This is a genomic window from Nocardiopsis oceanisediminis (assembly GCF_048595525.1).
Taxonomy (GTDB): domain Bacteria; phylum Actinomycetota; class Actinomycetes; order Streptosporangiales; family Streptosporangiaceae; genus Nocardiopsis_A; species Nocardiopsis_A oceanisediminis.
On the sequence record NZ_JAFMZJ010000001.1, the window covers coordinates 3,033,298 to 3,059,562 of the forward strand.

The 26,265-nt window shown below is 75.0% G+C and carries 14 protein-coding genes; 4 read left to right on the forward strand and 10 right to left on the reverse strand.

Annotation, left to right across the window (positions count from 1 at the left end; genetic code table 11):
- Window positions 1-35: 35 nt before the first annotated feature.
- From J0910_RS13385 to J0910_RS13410, 6 genes are all read right to left on the reverse strand, one after another.
- Complete coding sequence (locus tag J0910_RS13385) at window positions 36-560, reverse strand: hypothetical protein (protein WP_420158824.1); 525 nt, start codon at window positions 558-560, stop codon at window positions 36-38.
- A complete protein-coding gene (locus J0910_RS13390; RefSeq protein ID WP_420158825.1) occupies window positions 560-2,155 on the reverse strand; it encodes an Nramp family divalent metal transporter in 1,596 nt (531 codons plus the stop codon). Before J0910_RS13390 ends, J0910_RS13385 begins: the two co-directional genes overlap by 1 nt.
- Window positions 2,156-2,473: 318 nt before the next feature.
- Window positions 2,474-4,642 (reverse strand): acetate--CoA ligase family protein, encoded by a 2,169-nt coding sequence (locus J0910_RS13395; protein WP_420158826.1) that lies wholly within the window; start codon window positions 4,640-4,642, stop codon window positions 2,474-2,476.
- A gap of 3 nt (window positions 4,643-4,645) precedes the next feature.
- Window positions 4,646-5,875: a formyl-CoA transferase gene (frc, locus tag J0910_RS13400; protein WP_420158827.1), complete on the reverse strand. Its 1,230-nt coding sequence runs from the start codon at window positions 5,873-5,875 to the stop codon at window positions 4,646-4,648.
- Between the two features lie 32 nt (window positions 5,876-5,907).
- Window positions 5,908-7,596 (reverse strand): thiamine pyrophosphate-binding protein, encoded by a 1,689-nt coding sequence (locus J0910_RS13405; RefSeq protein ID WP_420158828.1) that lies wholly within the window; start codon window positions 7,594-7,596, stop codon window positions 5,908-5,910.
- A gap of 1,778 nt (window positions 7,597-9,374) precedes the next feature.
- Complete coding sequence (locus J0910_RS13410; protein ID WP_420158829.1) at window positions 9,375-10,775, reverse strand: MFS transporter; 1,401 nt, start codon at window positions 10,773-10,775, stop codon at window positions 9,375-9,377.
- A gap of 657 nt (window positions 10,776-11,432) precedes the next feature.
- Here J0910_RS13410 and sucC point away from each other — a divergent pair.
- From sucC to J0910_RS13425, 3 genes are read left to right on the forward strand one after another with little or no spacing between them, the layout of a single operon-like run.
- Entirely contained in the window at window positions 11,433-12,608 is a 1,176-nt protein-coding gene (gene sucC, locus J0910_RS13415; protein WP_420158830.1) for an ADP-forming succinate--CoA ligase subunit beta, read from the forward strand.
- A 14-nt stretch (window positions 12,609-12,622) separates the two neighbouring features.
- Complete coding sequence (sucD, locus tag J0910_RS13420; protein ID WP_420158831.1) at window positions 12,623-13,555, forward strand: succinate--CoA ligase subunit alpha; 933 nt, start codon at window positions 12,623-12,625, stop codon at window positions 13,553-13,555.
- Window positions 13,552-15,102 (forward strand): aldehyde dehydrogenase family protein, encoded by a 1,551-nt coding sequence (locus tag J0910_RS13425; RefSeq protein ID WP_420158832.1) that lies wholly within the window; start codon window positions 13,552-13,554, stop codon window positions 15,100-15,102. The genes sucD and J0910_RS13425 overlap by 4 nt, the downstream gene beginning before the upstream one ends.
- A 56-nt stretch (window positions 15,103-15,158) precedes the next feature.
- Here the strand turns inward: J0910_RS13425 and J0910_RS13430 are convergent, their stop codons facing one another.
- The gene (locus tag J0910_RS13430; protein ID WP_420158833.1) at window positions 15,159-15,338 is read right to left on the reverse strand and encodes a hypothetical protein; all 180 of its coding nucleotides are present in this window, start codon (window positions 15,336-15,338) and stop codon (window positions 15,159-15,161) included.
- A 240-nt stretch (window positions 15,339-15,578) separates the two neighbouring features.
- On the opposite strand from J0910_RS13430, the gene J0910_RS13435 reads away from it, so the two are divergent.
- The gene (locus J0910_RS13435) at window positions 15,579-16,631 is read left to right on the forward strand and encodes a hypothetical protein (protein ID WP_420158834.1); all 1,053 of its coding nucleotides are present in this window, start codon (window positions 15,579-15,581) and stop codon (window positions 16,629-16,631) included.
- Here J0910_RS13435 and J0910_RS13440 read toward each other — a convergent pair.
- The 3 genes from J0910_RS13440 to J0910_RS13450 all read right to left on the reverse strand — a co-directional run bounded on the left by J0910_RS13440 (window position 16,616) and on the right by J0910_RS13450 (window position 26,158).
- Window positions 16,616-19,081: an ATP-binding protein gene (locus J0910_RS13440; RefSeq protein ID WP_420158835.1), complete on the reverse strand. Its 2,466-nt coding sequence runs from the start codon at window positions 19,079-19,081 to the stop codon at window positions 16,616-16,618. The two genes, J0910_RS13435 and J0910_RS13440, sit on opposite strands and share 16 nt — an antisense overlap.
- Window positions 19,078-22,332, reverse strand: a complete 3,255-nt coding sequence (locus J0910_RS13445; RefSeq protein WP_420158836.1) for a hypothetical protein — start codon at window positions 22,330-22,332, stop codon at window positions 19,078-19,080. Before J0910_RS13445 ends, J0910_RS13440 begins: the two co-directional genes overlap by 4 nt.
- 94 nt (window positions 22,333-22,426) lie before the next feature.
- On the reverse strand, window positions 22,427-26,158 hold the full coding sequence (locus tag J0910_RS13450; protein WP_420158837.1) for a DEAD/DEAH box helicase: 3,732 nt from the start codon (window positions 26,156-26,158) through the stop codon (window positions 22,427-22,429).
- Window positions 26,159-26,265 lie beyond the last annotated feature (107 nt).

Here is a 26,265-nt window from a genome sequence, read left to right on the forward strand (position 1 = left end):
AGCGGAGCGGGAGGGGGCCGGCGAGAGCGGGGAGGTCAGCTCCCGCGCGGGCGGCCGGGCGGCGGGGCGTAGTGCGACGACAGGGCCGCCGCGACGGGGTTGCGGGACCGGATCCGGCGGAACCAGCGCGGGGCCAGCCGCTCGTGCAGCCAGAGGAAGCCGATCGCGAAGCCCAGGCTCAGCATCGCCTGGAACAGCAGGAACGAGGGCAGCGGCTCGCGCAGCACGGCGCCGTGGCCGACCGCCGCCGCGACGAACGCCTCCTCGGCGAGCCGGGCGGCCGGGAAGCCGACGACCCAGAACAGCGCGGCCGGGCCGATCGCGCCCGGCGCGACCAGGCCCCTGCCGACCAGCACCCCGTACACCCCGCCCAGCAGTGCCAGCGGGGCGCCCATCCCGGCCGCGATCGCCCCGGTCAGCCCGGCGCCCAGCCCGGCCAGGGCGGCGGTCACCGCCCCGAACGAGCCCGCCGCCAGGCCGATCGCGGCGCCGGGCAGCGCCGCCTCGGCGTAGTGCAGCACGCCCCCGGCCGGCGCCGGGGCCGCCGTGCGCGGGCCCATCAGCTCACCACCACGCCGAAGGCGAACAGCGAGTAGAAGAGCGCGCCCAGGTAGAACAGCGCGGCGAAGCCGATCAGCGCGTTGGACACGATCCCCGGGCGGATCGGCTTGGGCAGCGTCAGGTTGTTCACCAGCAGCAGCACCACGCAGTAGGCGCCCATCGCGAAGGTGGACAGGAAGGCCAGCACGTCCAGGATCGAGGCGGGGCCGTCGGCCGGGCCGAACAGCAGCACGCCGATGCCGAACAGGATCAGCCCCCACAGGAAGAACGCGTAGAGCTTGGAGACGCTGAACCGCTTGGCGCCCGGCACGAAGTGGTAGGCCATGTCGGCCTGGCCGCGGGAGAACGAGTCGAACAGCCCGAGCGTGGCGTTCAGCCCGATCAACGCGATGAACAGGAAGAAGACCGTGCCCAGGACGGGGCTGCCGGCGGCGGAGAAGGCGCCGGCCATGGCGTCCAGGGCGGCGTCCCGCTCACCGTCCCGGATCACCTCGGTGACGCCGGGGTCCAGCCGCGCCGAGGCCTGCGCCAGCACCGTGAAGGAGACGGTGACCAGCATGGTGATGCCCCAGAAGAGCAGCAGGGCGTCGAAGGCGACCCAGCGCCGCCACCCCCTCCACTTGCCCATCTCGGCGGAGTCGGAGGTGTCGAACATGAAGCCGCGGGAGGGCATCTCCTCCTGCTCGCCGGCGTGCCGCAGGCCGCGCACCTGCGGGATGTGCGCGCCCATCCCGGCGCCCTTGTCGCGCAGGTGCAGCGTGTACCACATCTGCTGCATGCCGGAGGGGCCGGCGAACGCGATCGACCCGACGATGATCGGGAACCAGGCCGGGGAGAGCGCCTCCTCCGGCATGTAGCCGAAGGCGAACATCCCGGTGACGGTGGAGGAGAGGTCGGCGAAGCTGCCCACCATCGCGGCGACCACCGCGGTGCCGGCCACCAGCAGCCCGATGCAGATCGACAGCACGTTCTCCAGCAGGTTGTAGACCACCTTGGCCAGGGTGAACACCACCCCGACCAGGAGCATCCCGGCGACCGCCGTGGCCTGCCAGGGGATCCCGGTCACCCGCTCGAGCGCCGAGGCCCCCGCGGAGAGGTGTCCCGGCCAGATGTAGACCGCGATCGCGGTGATGAAGAAGAACCACATCAGCGGCTTGAACACCCGCGCGGCGCCGAAGAAGATGCTCTCGCCGGTCGCCATGGCGTACCGGGCCATCTCCAGCATGACGACGGCCTGCAGGGTCACGCCGATCAGGAACAGCCACCGGATCTCCGGCCCGAAGACCAGGACCAGCCGGGGCCACATGTAGGACTCGCCCATGCCCACGCCCAGCGCCACCAGGAACACGGTGGGGCCGAGGATGTGGATGGACGGCGGGGCCTTGGGCAGCTTGCGGATGGGCATCGGCTCCAGCCGGCCGGCGCGCCAGAAGCGCTCGGCGGGGGCCTCGGGCCCGGAAGCGCCGGAGGCCTGCTCCTGGGCCGGGGGCCTGCGCTGGCGGGGGACGGAGGCCGCGCCGGCGGCCTCGGGGCCGGTGGAGACGGGTTCGTCCCGCTTCGCGGGGCGGCCGGATTCAAGGTCTGGGGAATCCATGGACGGGATCTCTCCCTTGCAGGTCACGGATGCGAGTTCGCCCCTCATACGCCCCCGGGGAGTGGATACCGCCTCCTATCTGCGGCTCGCAGAGCGGTCGTGGCCGGCGCGGCGCACCGCGCCGGCGGAGCGCGGAGGCCGCGGTGCACCCGGGGCCGGCCGGATGGCGGACCGGCCGGCCGCCGGGTTCGGTTGCTCCGGACGGGTCTGGGGGGCCGTCCGGGCGATGCGTGCGGTGGAGGGTGGCTCGGGTCGGGAGCTCCGCCCGGGGCGGGCGGGGCCCGGGGCGCAGATGCGCCCCCCGTTACGTGTCCCGGGTCACAATAGTCCGGCGGCGCGCGCCCAGCGATACTTCGCGCCGAGCACCTGCACCGGCCGCTCCGTGGTGTAGGGGTAGGCCACCACCCCGTGCTCGAACAGGTGCTCGGCGGCGGCCTCCACCTCGGTGTCCCCGGACAGCGAGGCCACCACCGGCTTGTCGATGCCCTCCGCCCGCGCCTGCTCCACCACGCCGGCGACCAGCTCGGCGAAGACCATCGGCGGGGTGACGATGGTGTGCCAGTAGCCCAGGATCAGCGCGTGCACCCGCGGGTCCTCCAGACCGAGGCGGATCGTCTTCTCGTAGGTGGACGGCGGCTCCCCGCCGGTGATGTCCACCGGGTTGCCCGCGGCGCCGAACGGAGGGATGAACGCCCGGAACGCCTCGTCCAGATCGGGCGGGATCTCCATCAGCGACATGCCGTTGTCGACCACCGCGTCGGAGAGGAGCACGCCGGACCCGCCGGCGCCGGTGATGATGACGACGTTCTCCCCGGCGGGGGCGGGCAGCACCGGCAGCGCCCTGCCGTACTCCAGCAGCTCGCCCAGGCCGGGCGCGCGCACCACGCCGGCCTGGCGCAGGATGTCGTCGTAGACCTTGTCGTCGCCGGCCAGCGCGCCGGTGTGCGACCCGGCGGCGCGCGCCCCGGCCGAGGTCCGCCCGGCCTTGAGCACCACCACCGGCTTGCGCGGCACCACCTCGCGGGCGGCCTCCACGAAGGCCCGGCCGTCCTTGAGGTCCTCCAGGTGCATGGCGATCGCGTCGGTGCTGCCGTCCTGGCCGAAGAAGGTGAGCAGGTCGTCCTCGTCGATGTCGGCCTTGTTGCCCACCCCCACGATCGCCGAGACGCCGGTGCGGGTGCTGCGGCTGTGGCCCAGGATCGCCATCCCGATCCCGCCGGACTGCGAGGTCAGCGCGGTGCCGCCGGCCACGTCGTAGGGGGTGCAGAAGGTCGCCGAGAGCTTCTGCGGGGTGTAGTAGTAGCCGTAGATGTTGGGGCCGAGCAGCCGCACGCCGTGCTTGCGCGCCACGGCCAGCACCTCGTCCTGGAGCTCCTGCTCCCCGGTCTCGGCGAAGCCCGACGGGATGAGCACCGCGCCCGCCGCGCCCTTCGCGCCGACCTCCTCCAGCGCGCCGGCCACGAACTTCGCCGGGATGGCGAAGACCGCGACGTCGACCTCGCTGGGGATGTCGGCGACGCCGCGGTAGGCGGTGCGCCCGTAGACCTCGGAGGCCTTGGGGTTGACCGGGTACACCTCGCCCTCGTAGCCGCCGTCGACGATGTTGCGGATGACCGAGTTGCCGATCTTCCCGGCCTCGTTGGAGGCGCCGATGACGGCGATGGAGCGCGGCCGGAAGATCCGCTCCATCGCGGTGAGGATCTCCTCCCGCCCGAACCGCTTCGGCCCCGGCGCCGGCGCGAAGTCCAGCACGAACCGCAGGTCGGCGGCGACGGCGCCGCCCGCGGAGGCGAACACCGGGTTCAGGTCCGCCTCGGCGATCTCGGGGAAGTCGGTGACCAGCTCGGAGAGGCGCACCAGGAGGTCGGCCAGGGCGCCCCGGTCCACCGCCTCGCCGCCGCGCACCCCGTCCAGCACCTCGGCGGCCCGGATCGAGCCGATCTGGTCCAGCGCCTCCTCCCGGTCCACCGGGGCCAGCCGGAAGGACACGTCCTTGAGCACCTCGACCAGGACGCCGCCCAGCCCGAACACCACGATCTTGCCGAAGGTGGGGTCGGTCGCGGCGCCGACGAGCACCTCGGTGCCGCCGCCGACCATCCGCTGGACCTGCACGCCGTCGATCCGGGCGCCGGGGTCGTGCGCGCGGGCGCCGGCGGTGATCCGCTCGTAGGCGTCCCGCACCGCCTGCGGCGAGTCGAGGCCGATCGCCACGCCGCCGGCGTCGGTCTTGTGCAGGATGTCGGGGGAGACGATCTTGGCCGCCACGGGCAGGCCCAGCTCCACGGCGGCGGAGACGGCCTCGTCCGCGGAGGCCGCCAGCGCCTCGCCGGGCACCGGGATGCCGTAGGCGTCGGCGAGGGCCTTGCCCTCGGGGGCGGTGAGCGCGGTGCGGCCCTCGGCGCGGGCCCGGTCCAGGACCGCGCGGACCGCGTCCCGGTCGCGGCCGCGGTCGCCCGCGGGGGATGCGGTGGTGTCGGCGGGGGGCATCGGTCAGATCACTCCGTTCGCTGCGAGGTCGGCGATTTCGCCGTCGGACAGGCCCAGCTCGCCGCCGTAGATCTCGGTGTTGTGCTCGCCCAGCAGGGGGGAGCGGCGCACGTCGGCGGGGGAGTCGGAGAGCCGGATCGGCAGGCCGACGGTGGTGTAGGAGCCGCGCTGCGGGTGCTCGACGTCGGTCACGATGCCGCCGGCGCGCAGCGTCTCGTCCTGGATGATCTCCCTGGTGGACAGGATCGGCCCGCAGGGGATGTTCCGCTCGTTCAGCCGGGCCAGCACCTCCCACTTGGGCAGCTTGGAGGACCACTCCTCGATCAGCGAGAACGCCTTGTCCAGCTTGTCCAGGCGCGCCTCGGGGGTGGCCCACTCCGGATCGGAGGCCAGCTCGGGCCGGCCGGCCAGCTCCGCCAGGTGCGGCCAGCCGGGCGGCTGGATGATCACGTAGACGTAGTCGTTGGGGCCGCCGGGGGCGGTGCGCACCGCCCAGCCGGGCTGCCCGCCGCCGGAGGCGTTGCCCGAGCGCGGCACCTCGTCGCCGAACTCGTCGTTGGGGTACTCCGCCAGCGGGCCGTGCGCCAGCCGCTGCTGGTCGCGGAGCTTCACCCGGCACAGGTTGAGCACCGCCTCCTGCATGGCCACCTCGACCCGCTGGCCGAGCCCGGTGCGGGCGCGCTGCAGCAGCGCGGCCAGCACCCCGGCCACCAGGTGCATGCCGGTGCCGGAGTCGCCGATCTGCGCACCGGTGGCCAGCGGCGGCCCGGTGTCGAACCCGGTGGTGCTCATCGACCCGCCCATCGCCTGCGCGATGACCTCGTAGGCCTTGAAGTCGGCGTAGGCGCCGGGCCCGAAGCCCTTGATCGAGGCGTAGACCAGCCTCGGGTTGGCCTCGTGCAGCACCTCCCAGGTGAACCCCATCCGGTCCAGGGCGCCGGGGGCGAAGTTCTCCACCAGCACGTCGCTGCCGCGCACCAGGTCGAAGAAGATCCGCTTGCCCTGCTCGCTCTTGGTGTTCAGGGTGACGCTGCGCTTGTTGGAGTTGAGCATCGTGAAATAGAGGCTGTCGGCGTCGGGGAGGTCGCGCAGCTGCCGCCGGGTGATGTCCCCGGTGGGCGCTTCGAGCTTGACCACGTCGGCGCCGAGCCAGGCCAGGATCTGGGTGGCCGAGGGGCCGGACTGCACGTGGGTCATGTCGAGGACGCGGACGCCGTCGAGGGCCTTCGCCATGGCTCTGCTCCCGTCTTCTTCGCGCCGGCCGGTCACTTGTACATGGTCTGGTTCATGGTTCCGGGGGCGTAGGCGTCCGGGTCGATCCAGACGTTGACCAGCGACGGCCTGCCGGACTCGCGGGCCCGCCGCAGCGCCGGGCCGATCTCGGAGGCCTCGCGGACCTCCTCGCCGTGCCCGCCGAGCATCTGCGCGAACTCCGAGTAGCGCACGTCGCCCAGGGTGTTGCCGAGCTCGCCGCGGTCCGCGCCGTACTTGGCGATCTGGCCGTAGCGGATCTGGTTCATCGAGGAGTTGTTGCCGACGATGCCGACGAAGGGCATGCCGAAGCGGACCAGCGTCTCGAAGTCCCATCCGGTGAGGCTGAACGCGCCGTCGCCGAAGAGCGCGACGACCTCCTTGTCCGGCCGGGCGTACTTGGCGGCCATCGCGAACGGGACGCCGACGCCGAGCGTGCCCAGCGGCCCGGGGTCCATCCAGTGGCCGGGCGACTTGGGCTGGACGACCTGCCCGGAGAAGGTGACGATGTCGCCGCCGTCGCCGATGTAGATCGAGTCCTCGGTGAGGAAGTCGTTGATCTCGGAGACCAGCCGGTAGGGGTGGATCGGGGAGGCGTCGGAGGAGAGCAGCGCGGAGCGCTTGTCGCGGGCCTTGGCCTCCACCGCGCGCAGCTCCTCCAGCCAGGGCTTGCGGCTCTGCGCGCCGGTGTCGCCGAAGCCGGAGGCGGCCTGCAGCACCCCGCGGAGCACGGTGTCGGCGTCGCCGACGATGCCCAGGTCGATGTCGCGGTTCTTGCCGACGGTGGCGTAGGACAGGTCGATCTGGACCACGGTCGCCTCGGGGGAGAGCCGCTTGCCGTAGCCCATCCGGAAGTCGAACGGGGTGCCGACGATGATGATCAGGTCGGACTCGGCGAAGGCGTGCCGCCGGGAGAGCTGGAAGTGGTGCGGGTCGCCGGGGGGAAGGGTGCCCCGGCCGGCGCCGTTCATGAAGGCCGGCACGTTGAGCGCGCGCACCAGCTCGACCGCGGTGCCGGTGGCGCGGGTGGTCCACACCTGCCCGCCGAGCAGGATGCTCGGCCGCTCGGAGCGGACCAGCAGCTCGGCCAGGCGCTCGATCGCCGCGGGGTCGCCGGCCTGCCGGGTGGAGGCGCGGTACCCGCCGGGCCGGGGGATCCGGGCCCGCTCCACCGGCACCCGGGCGTCCAGTACGTCGCGCGGGATCTCCAGGAAGGACGGGCCGGGGGCGCCGCTGGACGCCTCGCGGAAGGCCATCGAGACCATGTCGGCGACCCGCTCGGTGTGCGGGACGGTCGCCGCGAACTTCGAGATCGGGGTGATCATGTCGACGTGCGGCAGGTCCTGCAGCGAGCCCATCTTGTGCTGGCTGAGGGCGCCCTGGCCGCCGATGAGCAGCATCGGGCTCTCGGCGCGGTAGGCGTTGGCGATGCCGGTGACGGCGTCGGTGGTGCCGGGGCCGGCGGTGACCACCGCGCAGCCGGGCTTGCCGGTGATCCGGGAGTAGCCGTCCGCGGCGTGCGCCGCCACCTGCTCGTGCCGGACGTCGATGATGTCGATGCCCTCGTCGGCGCAGCCGTCGTAGATGTCGATGATGTGTCCGCCGCAGAGGGTGAAGACCACGTCGACGCCTTCGGCCTTCAGTGCCTTGGCGACCAGGTGGCCGCCGGAGATCGAGGTGTCCTCGCCGGTTCCGTTGCTCATGGCAGGTGCGTCTCCTCGCTCGTCGCGCTGCTCATCGGTGCGGTCCGGTGCCGTTCGGTTCCGCTCAGCGGTGTTCGTCGAATACTGCATACAGTATGGGTCTTCATTGCTACCTCAGCCCCGCCCGGGTGTCCAGACCCCCGGGGCCGGCTCAGGGGCTGCCGGATATGCGCGCGGTGGCGGTGGGGGCGGGCCGGGTGCGGCGTCTCGCGGAGCGGAGGTTCAAGCGAGCGGCGAGGCCAGGGGGCGTGCCGGCCAGCCGGTAGGGCGCGGCGCCCCACGGGGTGAAGGCTCAACCAGGCGGCGACGGCGGAGGAAGGTGCGGGGCGCGGGTGTCGGTCGGGCGCGGCGTCTCGCGGGGCGGGGTTCAGGCGGGCGGCGACGGCGGAGGTAGGGGCGGGGTGCGGGTGTCGGCCGGGCGCGGCGCCTCGCGGAGCGAAGGTTCAAGCGAGCGGCGAGGCCAGGGGGTGTGTCGGCCAGCCGGTCGGGCGCGGCGCCTCGCGGAGCGAAGGTTCAAGCGAGCGGCGAGGCCAGGGGGCGTGCCGGCCGGTCGGTCGGGCGCGGCGTCTCGCGGGGCCGGGGTTCAGGCGGGCGGCGAGGGCGGGAGTGGGCCGGGGTCGGCGGGTCGCCTGCGGCAGGGCGGTGGGGTGGGTGAGGGGGCGGGTTCGCCGTTCCCGCGTCGCCCCGGTGGTGGGGCGGGCCGCCCGGCGACCGCCGACACCTCCCTGAACTGTATGAATACGGAGGGTGACGGTAGTGGGGGGCGCCCTGCGCACCGCGAGAGCACCCCGGTGATTCCCGGGCGCACATCCCGGGCCGGAACGGGCCTCCCGGGGCCCGAACGGCCCCGATCCGGGCGGCGGCCGGGGATCCGTGCCGCCCGGAAGGCCCGAAAGGCCGGGCCGGAACCCCTTGGAGGGGCGGGGAGGGGGCGGGATGTCGCATTCGTCCTCCCGGCGGGCCCCGCTTCGGCCACTCTGGGTGACCGGGAAGGTGGTGGCGGGGCTTCAGGACTTACTACTCGCCGGTAGATGTCATCGGGCATGCTGCGGGGGTGTGCAGGGCGCCCCCGGCCCGCCCGATCCCCGCCGGCGATCCGGCATAGCGGACATAACCCCCTCCGCCGGCAAGGTGACTCCGGGCCCGCCGCCGGAACACCGCTTCCCTGTCGGGCGCCTGGTTGCGGACCCGTGAACGCCGCCCCGGCCCACTCCCGCCCTCGCCGCCCGCCTGAACCCCCGCCCCGCGAGACGCCGCGCCCGACCGAGCAGCCGACACGCCCCTACCTGCGCCGTCCCCGCCCGCTTGAACATTCGCTCCGCGAGACGCCGCGCCCGGCCGACACCCGTGCTCTGCCCCTACCTTTGCCGCTGCCGCCTGCTTGAACCCCCGCCCTGTGGGGCGCCGCGCTCGGGCGACACCCGTTCCCTGCCCCTGCCGGCGCCGTCGCTGCCGGTTTGGACCTTCGCTCCGCGAGGCGCCGCACCCGGCCGGGACGCTCTGTCCCGCCCCTGCCGGCGCCGTCGCTGCCGGTCTGAGCCTTCACTCCGTGGGGCGCCGCACCCGGCTGGGACGCTCTGCCTCACCCCTCCCCTTGCCGTTGCCGCAGGTTTGAACCCCTGCTCTGCGAGGCGCCGCGCCCGACCGGCCGGCACGCTTCCTGCCCTCACCGCCTGCCTGAACCCCCACTCCGCGAGACGCCGCAGTCGGGTGAGGCGCCCGGCCCCGCCCCGCCCGCCGCCTCGCGGAGTCGGCTGCATGCCCGGCAGTCCTCCCTCTCAGGTGGAGGGGAGCGGCAGGGTGCGGGCCGACAGCGGGCGGCGCAGCCGGGCGGCGGCGAGCGCGGCGGCCCCCGCCGCGGCCCCGGCCGCCGCTGGAGCCGCCACCGTCCAGGCGGCCGGGGCCAGGGCGAGCAGGGCCGCCGCCCCGCCCACCCCGACCAGCCCGCCCACTCCCTTGGCGCTGTAGACCAGCCCCTGGATGCGCGCGGAATCGCGCACCCCGAAGAAGTCCACCGCCAGCTCCCGGGTGAGCGGGTAGCACGATCCGCCGCCGATCCCGGCCGCGGCGGCGAAGCAGACCAGCGCGGGCGCGGCCCCGGCCGCGACCGCCGCGGCCAGCCCGGCATGCGCCACCGCCCCGCAGGCCAGCGCGGCCGCCAGCACGGTGCGGCGATCGCCCCGCTCGGCCCACCCGCCGGCGGCGATCCGGCCCAGGCCGCTCCCGGCGACCACCGCGGCCGCCGCGGCGGCGACCGCGCCGGGCGGGAAGTCGGCCCGGGTCAGCAGCAGCGGCAGCACCGCGGCATCGAACAGCGCAGCGGCCCCGGAGGCGGCGACCACCAGGTGCAGCCGGGGCAGCGCCCCGCTGCGCCAGGCCTCGGCGGGGGAGTGGTCGCGCGAGGCGGGCGGTGCGGTTCGGGGGCGCAGCGCCCAGCCGCGCGGATCGGTCTCCGGCGGCCACCAGCGCGGCGGCGGTTCGGCCAGCCGGAGCCCGCAGGCCGCGCCGACCGCGCCGACCAGGACCGCCAGCGCCAGGGCGGCGGGGGCGAGCACCTCCGGCGGAGGGCCCAGCCCGGCCGCCGCGACCAGCGGGACCGAGCCGAGCGCGAACGCGGCGCCGGTGAACGCGGTGTGCAGCGCGGGCCGCTCGGGGTACCAGGCCGCGGCCAGGTGCACGCAGGAGTGGTAGACCAGCCCGGCGCCGGCCCCGCCGAGCAGGCCGTGGCCGAGCACCGCCCAGAGCGGGTCGGCGGCCCAGGGCAGCGAGGCCGGGCCGGCCGCGGCCAGGACCGAGCCGAGCGGGACGGCCAGGGAGGGCGGCAGGGCGCCGCGCTCGCGGAGCCGCGCCACCGGCGCCGCCGAGCCGGCCTGGACCAGCGCCCACACCGCGAACGGGAGCAGCGCCTGGACCGGGCTCCAGCCGTGCGCGGCGATCAGCAGCGGGACGGCCGCCCCGTAGCCGAACTGCAGCACGCCCACGGCGGCCAGCGCCAGCGCGGCGCGGCCGAGCAGGTGCGACCGGTCCCGGCCGGTGAGCGCGCGGGCGCTCGGGCCGACGGTGTAGCGACGCCCGGACCAGTCCCGGTACTCGCCGGCCCGCGGCGCGTACGGCGAGGCCGGCCCGGCACCGGGCGCGGGCCGGTCCGGCGGTTCGGGTGGGCGGTGTGCGGTGGTCACGGCCGATCACCTCCGAGGCTCCAGAAAAATTGCATACAGTATCCATGAAATGGCCGACTCTGCCCAGGGGGTCGTTCACCGGCGCTCCGCCGGCGTGCGGCCGGGGCGCCGGCGGGCCCCTGGTCGGCCGGCCCGCAGCGCGCGACCCGCTCGGTTCCCGTTCGGGAAGCCTGCCGCCGGTCGGGTCCCGGGCGGCCTGTCCGCCCCGGCCGGGTCCGGCGGGTGTGGACCCCGTCCGGTGCAGGCGGGCGGGGCGTGCGAAGCCCGGGGTGCCGATGGGCCCCGCCCAGTCGGTCCGCGACGTGCGTCCTGCCGGCTTCCGTTCGGGGCCCGTTTCCGGTCGGAGCCCCGAGCGGACCGAAGGGGGCGGGGTGCCGGTTCGGCGCCCCGCGCCTTCCCCGGGGCGGTCCAGGGGCCGCTCCGCGCGGTGCCCGGCCCGCCGGGCGCCTGCCGGTGCGGTCGCATTCTCCGCCGCCTCCCGGAAGAGGGCGGCTCCGGCGGTGGCGGTTTCCCGCAGCTCGGGCCGTGGTGGAGCGGGGCGGCGGCGCGGCCGGGCGGCTCGAGCGGGCGGGAGGGAATTCGGGCCGCGATATTGAATACTGCATACAATCTCGCTAAGACTGTTCCGAGGGGGCTTACCAGACCCGAGGAGGGCCGGTGGATCTCTACGAACACGAGGCGAAGCAGCTCTTCGGCGAGCACGGTGTGCCGCTCGCCGAGCGGCAGCTCGCCCGGACCCCGGAGCAGGCCGTGTTCAGCGCGGCCCGGCTCGGCGGCCGCGTCGCCGTCAAGGCGCAGGTCAAGACCGGTGGCCGCGGCAAGGCCGGCGGTGTGAAGGTCGCCGCGGACGCGGAGGAGGCCGGCCGGCACGCCGAGCGGATCCTGGGCATGGACATCAGGGGCCACACCGTGCGGAGCGTGCTCGTCGAGCAGGCGACCGACATCGCCGAGGAGTACTACTTCTCGGTGCTGCTGGACCGCGCCGACCGGTCCTTCCTGGCGATCTGCTCCGCCGAGGGCGGCGTGGACATCGAGCAGGTCGCCGCCGAGCGCCCCGAGGCGGTGGTGCGTACCCCTGTCCCGGTCCGCACCGGGCTGGACGCCGCCACCGCCGGGCGGATCTGCGCCGAGGCCGGGCTGCCCGAGGAGGTCCGCGCCCCCGCGGCCTCCGCCATGCGGCGGCTGTGGGAGGTCGCCGTCCAGGAGGACGCCACCCTGGTCGAGGTGAACCCGCTGGTGCGCACCGCAGACGGGCGGATCCTGGCACTGGACGGCAAGGTCACCCTGGACGACGGCGCCGGGTTCCGGCACCCGGAGCGCACCCCGTTCCGCAACGGCGACGGCGGGGGCGGACGCGAAGAGGCGGCCCGGGCAAAGGGCCTGAACTACGTCAAGCTCGACGGTCAGGTCGGCATCATCGGCAACGGCGCGGGCCTGGTCATGTCCACCCTGGACGTGGTCGCCTACGCCGGCGAGGCCCACGGCGGGGTCAAGCCCGCCAACTTCCTCGACATCGGCGGCGGCGCCTCGGCCGAGGTGATGGCCAACGGCCTGGAGATCATCCTGGGCGACGCCGACGTGCGCTCGGTGTTCGTCAACGTGTTCGGCGGGATCACCGCCTGCGACGCGGTGGCCAACGGCATCGTGCAGGCCCTGGAGCTGCTGGAGTCGCGCGGCGACGACGTGACCAAGCCGCTGGTGGTGCGCCTGGACGGCAACAGCGCCGAGCTGGGCCGCTCCATCCTGACCGAGCGGGCCCACCCCGCGGTGCGCCAGGTGGAGACCATGGACGGCGCCGCCGCGCAGGCCGCGCAGCTGGCCGCGGCGAAGTAGAAGGGGCGAGACACGTGGCGATCTTCCTGACCAAGGACAGCAAGGTGCTGGTCCAGGGCATGACCGGCTCTGAGGGCACCAAGCACACCCGGCGCATGCTGGCCGCCGGCACCCAGGTGGTGGGCGGGGTCAACCCGCGCAAGGCCGGCACCGCGGTGGACTTCGACGGCACCGAGGTGCCGGTGTTCGGGTCGGTGGCCGAGGGCATGGCCGCCACCGGCGCCGACACCACGGTGATCTTCGTTCCGCCGAAGTTCACCAAGGACGCCGTGATCGAGGCGGTCGACGCCGGCATCGGGCTGGCGGTGGTCATCACCGAGGGCGTGCCGGTGCACGACACCGCCTACTTCTGGGCCTATGCCACCGAGAAGGGCAACAGGACCCGGATCATCGGGCCCAACTGCCCCGGCCTGATCACCCCGGGCGCCTCCAACGCCGGGATCATCCCGGCCGACATCACCAAGCCGGGCCGGATCGGGCTGGTGTCGAAGTCGGGCACGCTGACGTATCAGATGATGTACGAGCTGCGCGACATCGGCTTCTCCACCTGCGTGGGCATCGGCGGGGACCCGATCATCGGGACCACCCACATCGACGCCCTGGCGGCCTTCGAGGCCGATGCCGACACCGACGCGATCGTGATGATCGGCGAGATCGGCGGGGACGCCGAGGAGCGGGCCGCGGAGTTCATCAAGGCCAACGTCACCAAGCCCGTGGTGGGCTACCTGGCGGGGTTCACCGCGCCGGAGGGCAAGACGATGGGGCACGCGGGCGCGATCGTGTCCGGGTCCTCGGGCACCGCCCAGGCCAAGAAGGAGGCCCTGGAAGCGGCCGGTGTGCAGGTCGGCCGCACCCCGAGCGCCACCGCCGAACTGGCCCGGCACACCGTCGCCGTGCTCGGCGCGGAGGCCGCCCCGGCGGGCGCGGCGGCGGGGAGGGGCCGGTGAGCGGGCTGCGCGTCAAACCGGGGACCGAGTGGGACGCCCTGTACGGCCGCTGCCGGGACGCCGCCCCCGAGGCGTTCGGCGCCGACCGGGTCCGCAACCGCTGGGGCGGGGCCTGGCGCGCCGACGGGGAGCCGCGGCCCGCGCACTCGCCGGTGGACGGCACCGAGATCGCCGGGCCGCCGCTGGTCGGCGCCGGCACCGCGGAGGGGGCGGTGCGCGCCGCCGCCGACGAGCACCGCGCCTGGCGCCGGGTCCCCCTGCCCGAGCGCAGGGCCCGGGTGCGCGCGGCGGCGGACGCGTGGAAGCGGCACCGGGACACCCTGGCCCTCGCCCTGGTCTGGGAGATCGGCAAGCCGTGGCGGCTGGCCCGCCAGGACGTGGACCGGGCCGTCTCCGGGGTGGAGTGGTACCTGGACGAGATCGACGGGATGCTGGAGGGCCGCGCCCCGCTGGACGGCCCGGTCTCCAACATCGCCAGCTGGAACTACCCGATGAGCGTGCTGGCGCACGCGATGTGCGTGCAGGCGCTGGCCGGGAACGCCGCCGTCGCCAAGACCCCCACCGACGGCGGGCTGGTCTGCCTCACCCTGGCCATCGCCCTGGCCGTCCGGGAAGGGCTGCCGTTCACCCTGGTCAGCGGCGGCGGCCGGGAGCTGTCCCCGGCGCTGGTGCGCGGCCCGGAGATCGGCTGCGTGTCGTTCGTCGGCGGCCGGGACACCGGCGGGCAGGTCGCCGCGGACCTGGCCGACCTGGGGCGCCGGCACATCCTGGAGCAGGAGGGGCTGAACTGCTGGGGCGTGTGGGAGTTCGGCGACTGGGAGGCGCTGTCCGGGCAGATCCGCAAGACGTTCGACTACGCCAAGCAGCGCTGCACCGCCTACCCCCGGTTCGTCGTCCAGCGCGGCCTGTTCGACCGGTTCCTCGCCGCCTACCTGCCCGCGGTCTCCTCGGTCCGGTTCGGCCACCCGCTGGCCGTCGCCGACCCCGGCGACGACCTGCCGGAGCTGGACTTCGGGCCGCTCATCGGGGCGGCCAAGGCCAAGGACCTCGCCGCCCAGGTCGACGAGGCGGTGGCCGGCGGCGCGGTGCCGATCCACCGCGGCTCGCCGGCCGCCGCCCGGCTCATCCCCGGCCAGAACGCCGACGCCTACATGGCCCCGGCCGCCCTGCTGGAACCGCCGCGCTCCTCCCCGCTCTTCCACGCCGAACCGTTCGGCCCGGTGGACACCTTCGTGCTGGTCGACACCGAGGCCGAGCTGCTGGCGGCGATGAACGCCAGCAACGGGGCGCTGGTCTCCACCGTCTCCTGCGACGACCCCGACACCGCCCGCCGCCTGGCGGCCGAGGTCCGCGCCTTCAAGGTCGGCATCAACGCCCCCCGCTCCCGGGGCGACCGGGAGGAGCTGTTCGGCGGGTGGGGCGCCTCCTGGCGCGGCGCCTTCGTCGGCGGCCCCCTCCTCGTCCGCGCCGTCACCCGCGGCCCGGAGGGCGAGCGCGTCCCGGGCAACTTCCCCGACTACACCCTGATCCCGGAGGGGCACGCCTGAGTCCGGAGACGCGCCCGGGAGGCGGACGGTCGCCGTCCGCCTCCCGGGGCGCGGGGCTATTCGATCTGTTGGCCGATGAGGGTCGCCGAGCCCATCACCGCGGCCCCGCCGGCGCCCACCGCGGCCAGCAGGGCGGCCGGCCACGAGGCGGCGGTGGCGAGGGTGAGCCCGCCGACGAGGAGGGCGGCGAAGCAGCCGGCGAGGCCGATCACGGCCCAGTGGAGGGGGAGCTTCATGGCGGTGCACCTTTCTCGAGCTGTCCCGGATTTCTTCCGCTGCCACCATGAAACCGATCCCGGTGGAATTCGCGTATGCGTTTCCGGTGCCGGTGCGGAGAAGTCCGGCGGACCCGTGGAACGGATCCTCCGCCGCGGTTCCGCGGCCTTTCCTCGGCGGTTCCGCCGGCGTTCCGCAGCGGCGCCGCCCGCCCGGCCGCCACCCGGGGCGGACCGGGCCGGCGCGGCTACAATCCCTGTATGGCAGCGGGTACCGATCGCGTGTTCACCGTTCGAATGCTGGGAGAACTCCAGGTGCACCGGGTCTCCGACGGGGAACCGGTGCCGCTGGGGGAAGGAACGGGCCCGCGCGCCGTCTTTCTCCGGCTGATGCTGGCCAACGGCGAATTCGTGCATATCGAGCGCCTGCAGAGAACGCTCCAGACGACCTCGGCCAGCGGCGACCTCCGCGGGCTCGCCAGGAAGTACGTCAGCCAAGTGCGCAACGCCCTCGACGCCGAGCCGGAGGTGCTGGAGACCAAGGGACAGGGCGGAACGCTCGGCTACCGCCTCGCCCCGGAGGCGTTCGGCGTCGACGCCCGGGACTTCACCGAGGGCGTGAAAAGGCTCCCCCGGCCCCCCGCCGCTCCCGATCCGGGGGAGGTCGACCGGCTGCTGCGCATGTGGACGGGGGACCCGCGCGAGCAGTACCGGCGGCTCCTGGACCAGGGGCTCTGGGGCGAGCTCTACCGGAGCCGGGACCGGCTGGCCGAGGCCGCCGCCCGCCTGGCCGCCGGCGGCGGGGAGGTCGAGGCGTGGCCCGGTTTCCGCTCCTGCTTCGAGCTGGACCCGGGCTTCCTGCGGAGCGGCGCGGCCCGGCGGCTGGACGAGGGGCGCGCCGCTCCGCAGCGGGCCGCGGAGAGCCGCCGGATCCTGCTGGTGGAGGACCGGTTCCACGACTGGTACCGCGAGCGGCTGGCCGGATACGACTGCGTCGTGGTCCGGTCACTGGCGGAATGGCACGCCCTCAAAGCGGGGGAACCGGGGCTCGACTTCGATCTGGCGCTGGTCGACCGCCACCTGACCGAGGAGTCCGACGACTCCGACGGCCTGGGCATCCTGGAGGAGATGCTGGACATGGGCTGCACCTTCCCCCGGGTGCTGATGACCGTGGAGATCCCCGAGGAGTACGACAGCGAGGAGATCAAGCGGCGCTACGGGGTGAGCACCATCGTGCAGAAGGACCGGAACCGCCAGAGGCCGGAGGGACTGAACCTGCTGCGGCAGGTGGTCCGCCGCTACACCGCGCGCTGATCCTCCCCCGGCAGCTCCCGGGCGAGCGGGAACCGCAGCCGCACCCGGGCCCCGCCCAGCTCCTCCGAGCGCGGGAAGTACTGCACGTTGCCGTCGTTGAACAGCACCCCGGCCTTACCGATGGCCACGCCCCGGCCGGACAGGCCGCTGTCGTCGTTCCAGATCTCCTCCCAGCCGTGGTCGTTGAAGAGCCGGATCCGCTCCTCATCGAGGCCGCCGCCGGAGTCCTCGATGTGCACATCGACCCCGGACGGGGCATCGTGCCCGGGGTAGCGGATGCGCCGCAGCGCCATCCGCACCCGGCCGCCCCCCGCGGCGCGCACCGCCTGGACCGCGTTGTCCAGCAGGGCGTCCACGGCCACCCGGAGCATGTCCTCATTGGCCCACACCCACGCGCCCGCCTCCGGCTCCTCCACCTCCAGCCGGTCGACCCGCACCTCCGCAGGGAGGGAGAAGCCGAGCCCGTTCCGGCACCGGCCGAGGAAGAGCGGGAGGTCCAGCCTGCTCCTCTCGCCCCTGCCGATCCGCCCGATCCGCGCCTCCCGGTACTCGTCCTTGCCGATCGGCGGGCGGTCCTGCCCGGCCTGCCGGGACTTCTCGTTGTGCCGCCAGATCTCCTCGTACATGTCCGCCAGGCGGGGGCGGAGCGCGGCGACCGTGCGCTCGCGCCGCTCCAGCGTGCGCCGCACCCCCTCGGCGACGGCCCGCCGCAGGTGCTCCTCGCCGACCGAGGCCAGCAGCCCGGTCAGCCGGGGCGAGGCCCAGCGGTAGGCGCCGGGGGAGCCGTCCGCCCTGCGCAGCACCCCGAACCGCTCCATCCGGGCCAGCAGCTGCTCCGGGGTGCTCTGCGCGAACGGCTCGGCGGCGTCGGCGTACTCGAACGCCGCGGAGACCTCGGCCGGGCCGATCAGGCCGTCCAGCGCCTCGCCGAACAGCAGGAGCGCGCGGAGCACCAGCGCCGCCTCGCCGGTCAGCCGCTCGGCGCCGAGCACCCGCTCGTGGCAGGCCAGCAGCGCGCCCGGGTCCTCCCGCCAGCGCTCCACGTCCTCGATCCGCAGCCGCCCGGTGCCGGCCCGCGCCTCGCGGACCAGGAAGTCCACCGCGGCCCGCAGCGCCACCGGGTGCTCGTCGGCCTCGTCCAGGAGGGTGTCCAGCACCCCCGGGTCGACGCCGACGCCGAGCAGGTCGAACCACCAGGCCAGCTCGTTGCGGACGGCGAGCGTCGGCGGGCGCTCCCCCGCCGCCACGTAGGGGGAGTCGGCGCCGGTCACCTGGGCGGGGGAGAGCCGGCGGCAGATCTCCCGCAGCAGGTTGACCCGCTGGAAGACCGCGGTCCCGGGGCCGCCGGGCGCGGCGGAGCAGAGCAGCCGCCGCGCGTCCACGGGGACGGGCCCGGGGGACTCCTCCTCCGCGCCCGGGGGCGCCTCCTCCAGCACCAGGCGGATCCCCGGCGCGCCCCGGGGCGGCCGCCAGCCGGGCGGGCCGACCCACAGCGGCAGCGGCCGGGGCAGCGGGAGCCAGGGGAACCGCTCCTCGGCCGCCCCGAGCAGCTCGGTGCGCCATCCCTCGCCGACCTCCTGTACCGCGCGGCCACTCGGGGCGTCCGCGCCCAGGTGGGCGTCCCAGGCCAGGGCCAGCGCGCGCACCGCCTCCCCGCTCGGCGCCTCCTGCGCCCCCCGCAGCGCCTCGACCAGCTCCCGCCCGGTGTCGGTCTCCGGCCACCACTGGCCCACGAACCCGGTCGGGACCAGGGCGCCCTCCCGGTACATCGCCAGCGCCTCGGGCACCGGCCTCGACTGCAGGAGGCCGTTCCACCGCCAGGGGCGGACGTAGTCGGGCCATTCGTAGGAGTGCGTGCCGGGGGGCAGCCCGATCAGCCGCTCGGCGGCGTCGAACTCGCCGCCCTCCAGGCAGCTCCGGGCGGCTTCGAGCAGCTCCTCGTTCTGCGGGCCGCCGCCGGCGAAGCGCTCCTCGGCTCGGGCGCGCAGCCGCTCGCGCAGCAGCTCCTCCTGCTCGGCGATGCGCGCCTCCCAGTCCCGCAGCGCCGCGTCGGCCGCGCCGCGGCCCGGTGCGAGGACCTCCTCCGGGGCGAAGGGCACCCGCTCCGAGGCGATCCGGGCCTTGCGCGAGCGCCGGAGCAGCCGGCCGATCCGGCGGTCCAGCCGGACCCGTTCGGCTTCCACGTGCTCCTCGACCAGGCGGAGCGCGCCGGGGCCGCCGGCCGGCGCCGCCTCCCGGGCGGCCCGGTGGTCGCCCTGGCAGAGCAGGCGCCGCACGCTCTCCTCGGGGTCGGCCACCGGGTCGGTGTAGCCCTCCAGGACCGCCTCGACCAGCTCGCCGGCGGCCGGCTCGCCGGCGTCGCCGGAGAGCAGCGGCAGCAGGCCGGGGAACCGCCACCGGTCGGGCCAGGCCCGCAGGGCCGCAAGGATCTCGGGGGGAGGTGGGGTCACCTGCTGCTCCATTCCCGTATCAGCTCCAGCGGGTCCAGGGCGCGGCGGACGAGGTGCCGCTCCGGCTCGGCGATCTCCTCCGCCGCGCCGAGCCACCGCTCCGCGCCGCCGGCCAGGCGGCGCGCGGTCTCCCCGTGCCGCGGGGCGAGCCCGGGGACCGGGGGCGCGGCCCGGTCCTCCGCCGCCACCCGCGCGGCCAGCCGGCTGATCACCTTGAGCTTGTCGTCCACGTAGCCGCGCCGGCGGGCCGCGTCGATCCTGGGCATGGCCTTGGTGCCGGGCAGGTCCCGGGTGGTGCGGTCCACCAGGTCGTCCACCGCGTCCTCGGGGTGCTCCCGGGCCCAGGCGGCCACGGCGGCGCCGTCGTGCGCGCGGACCGCCTCCAGCAGCAGCCCGAAGGCGCCGTCGGAGCGGAACAGCGCCTGGTGGGTGCGCCTGCCGGAGGTGAAGTCCAGGTGCACCAGGGAGGTCGATTCCAGCAGTTCGAGCAGGCGGGTCCAGTCCTCATCGACCTCGGCGCGGGCGCGCAGGACCGCGACGGCCGACCGCAGCTCGTCCACCGGGACCGGCCCGGAGTCGCGCTCGGCCTGCCGGTGCTCCAGCGCGCGGTCGGCCAGCTCGCGCCAGGGCGGGCCGAGGTGCTCGGCGAGCGCGCCGAGCGCCTCCCTGGCCTCCCCGGCACCCGCGCCGAACAGCAGCTCGGCGGAGAGCAGCACGCCGAGCGCGACCAGTTCGTCCCGCCCTCCGGGCAGCGGGGCGGCGCCCGGCTCCAGCGCCTCCTCCGCGGTGAGCGCGGCGGTGACCGCGTGCTCCTCGAACAGGGGGGTGCCGCGCAGCGCCGCCAGGGCCGCGGCGACCGGGCCGGGGCGCAGGTCGGGGTCGGCCAGGCCGGCGCGGAGCACGGCGGCCGCGGGGAAGTCCCCCCGCTCCCACAGGTGGCGCAGGAGCCACTCCCACCACGGGCGGAACCGGGGGGTGCCGCGCTCCTCCGGCGCCGTGCCGCGCAGCACCTCGGCCACCGCGACGTGCATGTCCGCGGCCGGGAAGCCGGCGGTGTGCAGCTGCGCCAGCAGGGCCAGGAGGCGGTCGCTCCCGCTCTCCCGCAGCTCGGCGATCCGGTCCCGGACCAGCCGGGCGCGGGCGGCGGGCTCGCCGGTGCCGAGCCGGGACAGGTCGTGGTCGAGCCGGGAGCCGTCGGTGCCGAACCCGGCGGTTTCCTCGGCGGGCGCGGCTCCGGAGCCGGGCGGCGGCAGCGGGGGGAGCCGCCGGGTGAGGTTCTCCACGAACGCGTCCACGGCCTCCCGGCCGGTGATCCGCACGCCCACGCCGAACCGGCGCAGGTGCCTGGCCCCCGCCGAGGTGCGCTGGTCGGTCAGCGGGTCGAACCCGCCCACCAGCAGCTCGTCGTCGAAGGCGACGAACCGCGCGTTGCTGCGCTGCTTGAGCGCGTGGACATAGCGCCGGCAGTCCTGCAGCGCGCGGTTGGCCTGCTTGCCCGCCTCGCTGCGGTTGTCCGCCGGGCCGGGGTGGACCAGGGTGACCAGCGCGCCGTCCTGGTGGCGCGCCCGCAGCTCCTCCAGCAGGGCGTGGTCCAGGGTCCGGGCGTCCAGCCGGGAGCAGCCGATGACCAGCTGCCGGCGCGCGCCGCGCAGCGCCTTCCAGAGCATGTCGCGGTGCTGGCCGTCCAGCACCACCGAGGCGCGCGGGGAGGGCAGCGCGTCGTAGGAGCGCCGCAGGGCGTCGGCGTAGGAGGTCCAGGCGTCCTGCCACAGCAGGCCGTTGCCGGGCTGGGCGGGTTCGGGCGGCAGGGCCGGCTCCCACGGCTCCTCCCCGTCGCCCCCCGGGGCGAAGTCGTGGCGCCGGGTGGACAGGGTCCCGCCGACCCGGTGGTCGGGGACGACGGTGGCGGCCCAGGACAGCAGCGACTCGATCGGCGGGCACGGGCCCGCCGGCGGGGCGGACAGCACCACCCCGGCCTGGCGCACCCCCTCCTGCGGCCGCTGCGGCAGCGGGCAGCCGGTCACCAGGGCGGCGCGGTCGTCGGCGATGGCCGCGGTGGTGTTGACCCGGCTGGACCTGCGGCCGAACTCGAACCGGCCGGGGTGGGAGCGGCGCAGGTCGATGAGCATGTTCCAGGCCCTGGACTCCAGGGTGGCGTCGTGCTGGGCGCCCCACAGCAGGACCACCCGCACCTGCCGCTCCAGGACCAGGCGGAGCGCGTCGAACCACCGGCTCAGCCCGTCGTAGCGCAGCGCCGGCCAGACCAGCACGAGCTGGTCGCGGGCCTGGTCGAACAGGTCGCCCAGGGCGCGGTGGTGCTCCTCGGCGGAGTCGAGCGCCTCCACCCGCACCCGGGTCATCGCCAGCCCGCGCAGCCGGCCGGCGATCCCCCGGGCCTCCTCGCGCATCCCCTCGTGCCGCTGCTCCCAGGACTGCGGGGCGGTGCCGGCGAGGGCGGCGGCGTCCTCCCGGAACCGCGCGATCCGCTCGGGCAGCGGGACCGACCCGGTGAACCCGTGGTCGACCCTGCCCCGGACCTTCCTGGAGAATTCGCTCTGCGGGGCGGACTCCACCAGTTCGGCGATGCGCAGCTCGGCCCGCTCCCGGTCGGCCGCGGACAGGTCGCGGTCGTCCAGCTCGACGATCAGCCGGTCGGCCGCCTCGTCCCAGCCCAGGGCGGCCTCCACGGTGCGCCAGCGGCGGCGGTGCAGCCCGCTCCGGCCGCTCTCGGGGACGTGCGCGCCCAGGACGTGCCGGAGCGCCGACCCGGGGGCGCCCCGGCGGGCCCGGTCCTCGGCGGTGGCCCGGGTCGCCCGCAACAGGTCCACCTGGGAGAACGCGGTGGAGGAGACGAGGTCGGCGGGGACCTCGACGCTGCCCTCCGGCGGGGCGAAGGGGCCGCCCTCCGGCAGCAGCGCCCCGGTGAGGCCGTCCACCATGACGCGCCACTCCTGGGTGTCCACCTGGGCGGCGTCCAGCCGGTCCAGCGTTCCGTCCCGGGCGTGCTTGCGGACCTCGTCGGTGACGGCCACGGTGGCGGCCCGCATGTCCACCGCGAGGTAGCCCTTGTGCCACAGGTCGTCCACCAGGTCCACGGTGACCCGCTCGCCGATGCCGAGCAGTTCCACCAGGTCGGGAAGGTAGTAGCGGGCGTCAGGGGCGTAGGGCTCGGCCTCCGGCGGCCCCAGGGCCACCACGGCCAGCACCGTCTGCTCCATCCGGGACAGCACCCGGTCGTAGCCGAGCCGCACCCGGACCGGAAGCAGCTCGCAGGGGATCGCCAGGCGGGTCGTGCTCAGTGTTCCTCCCTCACCGTCACCGTCGTCGTCCCGGCCGGCCGGGGGCTCACACCAGGGCGCGTGCGGTGACCACGCGCCCGTCCTCCTCGAACCGCCTGCACACGCGCGGCCAGAACCCTCCCTCGTTCTTCGCGAAGAACCCGTGGTCGCCCACCATGACCAGCAGCCTCCTGGCGCGCGAGCACATCACGTTCACCAGCTCCGGCTGGGTGAGGTGGCCGATGTTGAGCCACGGCCGCTCCCAGCTGCCCCGCTCGCGGTCGCGGACCAGGGAGATGACGACGATGTCGGCCTCGCGCCCCTGGAAGGAGTGGACGGTGTGCGCGAACGGGGCGAGCCGGTCCTTCCCGCGCAGGATGTCGAGCTGCTTCCGGTAGGGGCTGAGCACGGCGAGCCGCTCGGCGGCCTCCTCCGGGTCGCCGTGGAGCGGGTGCGGGCGCAGCGCCTCGATGAACCGGGCGACCACCTCGGCCTCGCCCCGGTTGTACCAGCTGGGCTCGTCCGCGCAGTCGGCCGCGTCGGCGGTGTCCAGCCAGAGCAGGGAGAGCCCTTGCAGCCAGGACGGCTCGGCCAGGCCGTGCGGCTCGTCCGGGAGGCCGTTGCGCACCAGCCCGCCCCGGCCCGGCGCGGGGTCGGTGGAGCGCGGGTCGGTGTAGAAGACATCGCTGACCAGGTCGCCGATGGCCCGGTTCATCCGGAACTGCGTGCTCAGGTGGCGCACCGGCGGGTCGGCGGCCCCCTGCAGCTGCTCCACCCGCTCCAGGGCGGGCGAGGCGGACGGGTCGACCTTGGAGAAGAGCGACCCGAAGAGGTTGAACGCCCGCATGTACTGCTCGCCCCGCCGGGCGTGCTCGCTGAGCTCCTCGTCGTCGCTCTCCGCGCACCCGGCGAGGAACCGCTCGACGTCGCTGCGCCGGTGGGCGGGCAGCTGCTTGTGGTCGCCGATGAGCGTCCACCGGATGCCCTGGGTCAGCGGGATGACCAGCTCGGTGGGCCACGCCTTGGCGGCCTCCTCGATCACCACCCAGTCGAACAGGTCGCCGCCGCGCCCGGTGGCGTCGGCGGTCCGCCCGGCCGCCGAGCAGGTGGCGAAGACCAGGTTGGCCGACCGGCGCACCCGGTCCACCAGCTCCATCTCGTCGTGCTCCACCACCGAGGGCCATTCCGCCAGCAGCTCGGCGAGCCGGGGCTTGCGGCGCACCTCCTCGGCGCGCGCCCGCTGCGGCATCAGCCCGTGGAGCAGTTCCACCCGCCGCTGGGCCAGCTGCTCGGGCACGAACCGGTCGCGCAGCCGGGGGTCCACCCGGTCCTCGTGGCCGTGCGTGGCCAGCCGCAGCGCGATGACGCGCCCGGACTCGTCCTCGCCGGCCCGCTCCTCGGCCCCGTCGCCGCCCAGCAGGTCCAGCCGCTCCAGCAGCACGGCGGCGAGGTTGTCCAGCGCGTAGTTGGACTGGGCCGACACCAGCACCCGGCGGCCCGGGTTGTTGCGCAGGTAGGCCGCGATCGCCTGGGCGGAGACCCGGGTCTTGCCGGTGCCGGGCGGGCCGTGCAGGGCGAAGAACGGCTCGCAGACCAGCATCTCGGTGGCGATCACCCCGCCGATCAGCCCGCTGCCCGCCTCCTTCTTCCACGGGTGGACCAGGCCGCGGATGGTGGTCGGGTTCAGCAGCTGGCCGACCAGCATCCGGTTGTCGAGCAGGGTGGGCAGGGCGTCGCTCTGGCGGCGCAGCGCGATCTCGCTGCCGGTCTCGTTCTCCGGCCGCACCCACCCCCTCTCCGGGATCCGGGGCCGGTGCGGCCCCTGGCGGACGGTGATGCCGTCCTCGCCGCCCCGCTCGACGAAGTCCACCTTGACCGGGTCGCGGCCGGGGCGGCCGCCGCTGTCCGGGAGCACCTCGACCACCCTGCGGTGCTCGCCGCCGCCGGCCACCGAGTCGAAGAAGTCGCCCATGCCCGGCCGGAGCCGCGGGGTGCCGTAGTAGTGGGCGGTGAGCGCGTCGTCGTAGCGGACCTTGCGGTCCCGCTCCTCGTCGAGCCGGAGCACCGTCCGGTCGCCGGTGCCCTCGGCGATGTAGGGGTAGTGCCGGGCCTGGAACTCGATCCGCTGGTACTGCAGCAGCCACTTCATGGCCTCTTCGAATTCGCGGTAGGCCTGGGACTTGCCGGCCGAGATCTTGATGCTGTCCAGCAGCCTGGACCAGACCGGGCGGCCGGTGCGCTGGTGCTCCAGCTCCTCGGGGTCGACGGTGAGGGGGAGGGCCTCGACCGAGCCGATCTCCCGGCTCAGCTCCTTGCCGGTGGAGGGGGCCGACTCCTTGCCGATCAGCGCCTCCCGGAGCCGCCGGCCGGGTGCCGCCTGCAGGTTCACCACGTACTTGATGATCAGGACGTCCGGGTAGGGGTCGCCGTACCCGGACAGGCCCTGGCGGGGGCGGAACTCCCGGCAGAACCAGGCCATTCTCCTGCCGAACAGCAGGTACTCGGACTTCTCCTTGTCCCGCAGCTGCTGCGCGGTGCGGGAGGCCATGTAGGGGGCGGCCCCGGAGGGGGCGTGGTACAGCCGCGCCCCGCGCAGGTCCGCCTCGATGCGGTCGGCCAGCTCCTTGGCGCCCTCCTGCGTCTCCACCGGGTCGTGCCGGATCTCCCCCCAGGCCAGCAGGGTGTCGCGGTACTCGGAGGGGGCGTAGATGAGCAGGTGCGGCCGCTCGTCCTTGGCCGGATCGTCCCAGTACCACATGATCTCGTCGAACTTCTTCCGGAGCCTGCCCACCACCTGCCCGCTGGACGGGCGCGACCTGGTGTGCCCGTGCAGCATGGCCGCGAGCAGGTCCTTGAGGGCCTTGGGCAGTCTCCGGGAGTCGCGGACCGACTGGACGACCCGGTGCTGCCAGGTGAGGACCTCGTCGCGGCCGGGGGGACCGGCATCGGCGGGCGGGGCGGGGGCGTCCTCGGCCAGCAGCCCCGCCGCCACCAGCCCCAGGCTGTACACGTCCGACCACTCGCCGACCTGCGGGATCCGCTGGAGCCCGAGGTCGAGGAATTCGAGCATCTCCGGGGCGCAGTAGTACAGGTCGGCGCCGTGCAGTTCGCGCAGGATCTGCGCGGGGTCGCGGTCGTGCTCGGCGACGGCGAAGCGGAGCAGGTCGTTGGTGAGGGTGCTCATCTCGAACCGGGTCAGCTGGAGCCCGATCTGGCCGGTGCCGGAATCCGGGGCGTCGGAGAGGACCGCGCCGATGCTGCCCCGGGAGATGCTGCGGTGCACCATCCGCTGCCCGTGCAGCTCCTGCAGCCCGTCGGCCAGGACGAGGAACTGGCGCAGCGATGAGGGCGGGTCGCCGCGCAGGTCGTCCCAGAAGGCGGTGAGGGCGTGGCCGTGCCGGCGGGTGACGACGTAGGCGAACCCCTCCGTGCCGATCCCCTGGCCGCGGACGTACTCGTCGTCGCGGTGGCCGCCCTCCAGGATCTCCGGCAGGGCGGGGTGGCCGTAGGAGGCGGCGCGGAGCAGGACGCGGACCTGGCGCTCCCACAGGTTGCCGCCGAGCCTGCCCACGCCCCGGTACAGGTGCAGGGTGACCGGCTGCTTCCGGGAGTCGACCAGGGGGCACCGGTAGAGGACGCCGGGGATGATCGTGTGGCACTTCTCGGTGACCGGCCGATCGGCGGGCGTCGCGTAATGGCCGATGGCGGTCTCGGGATCGCAGAAGAAGTGCCCGATGAGCGCGGCGACCTCGCGCAGATCGTCCGGGACAGGGGGGTTCTCCGAGGGGGATCCGTTCAACGAGGCCTCGATCCTCCTTTCGCGGCGATCGGTGCCTTTCGCGCGCGGCCGCCTCGCCGGGGGTGGAGGTGAATATACCCGCGGAAGTGCGGCGGAGTGGTGCGGAG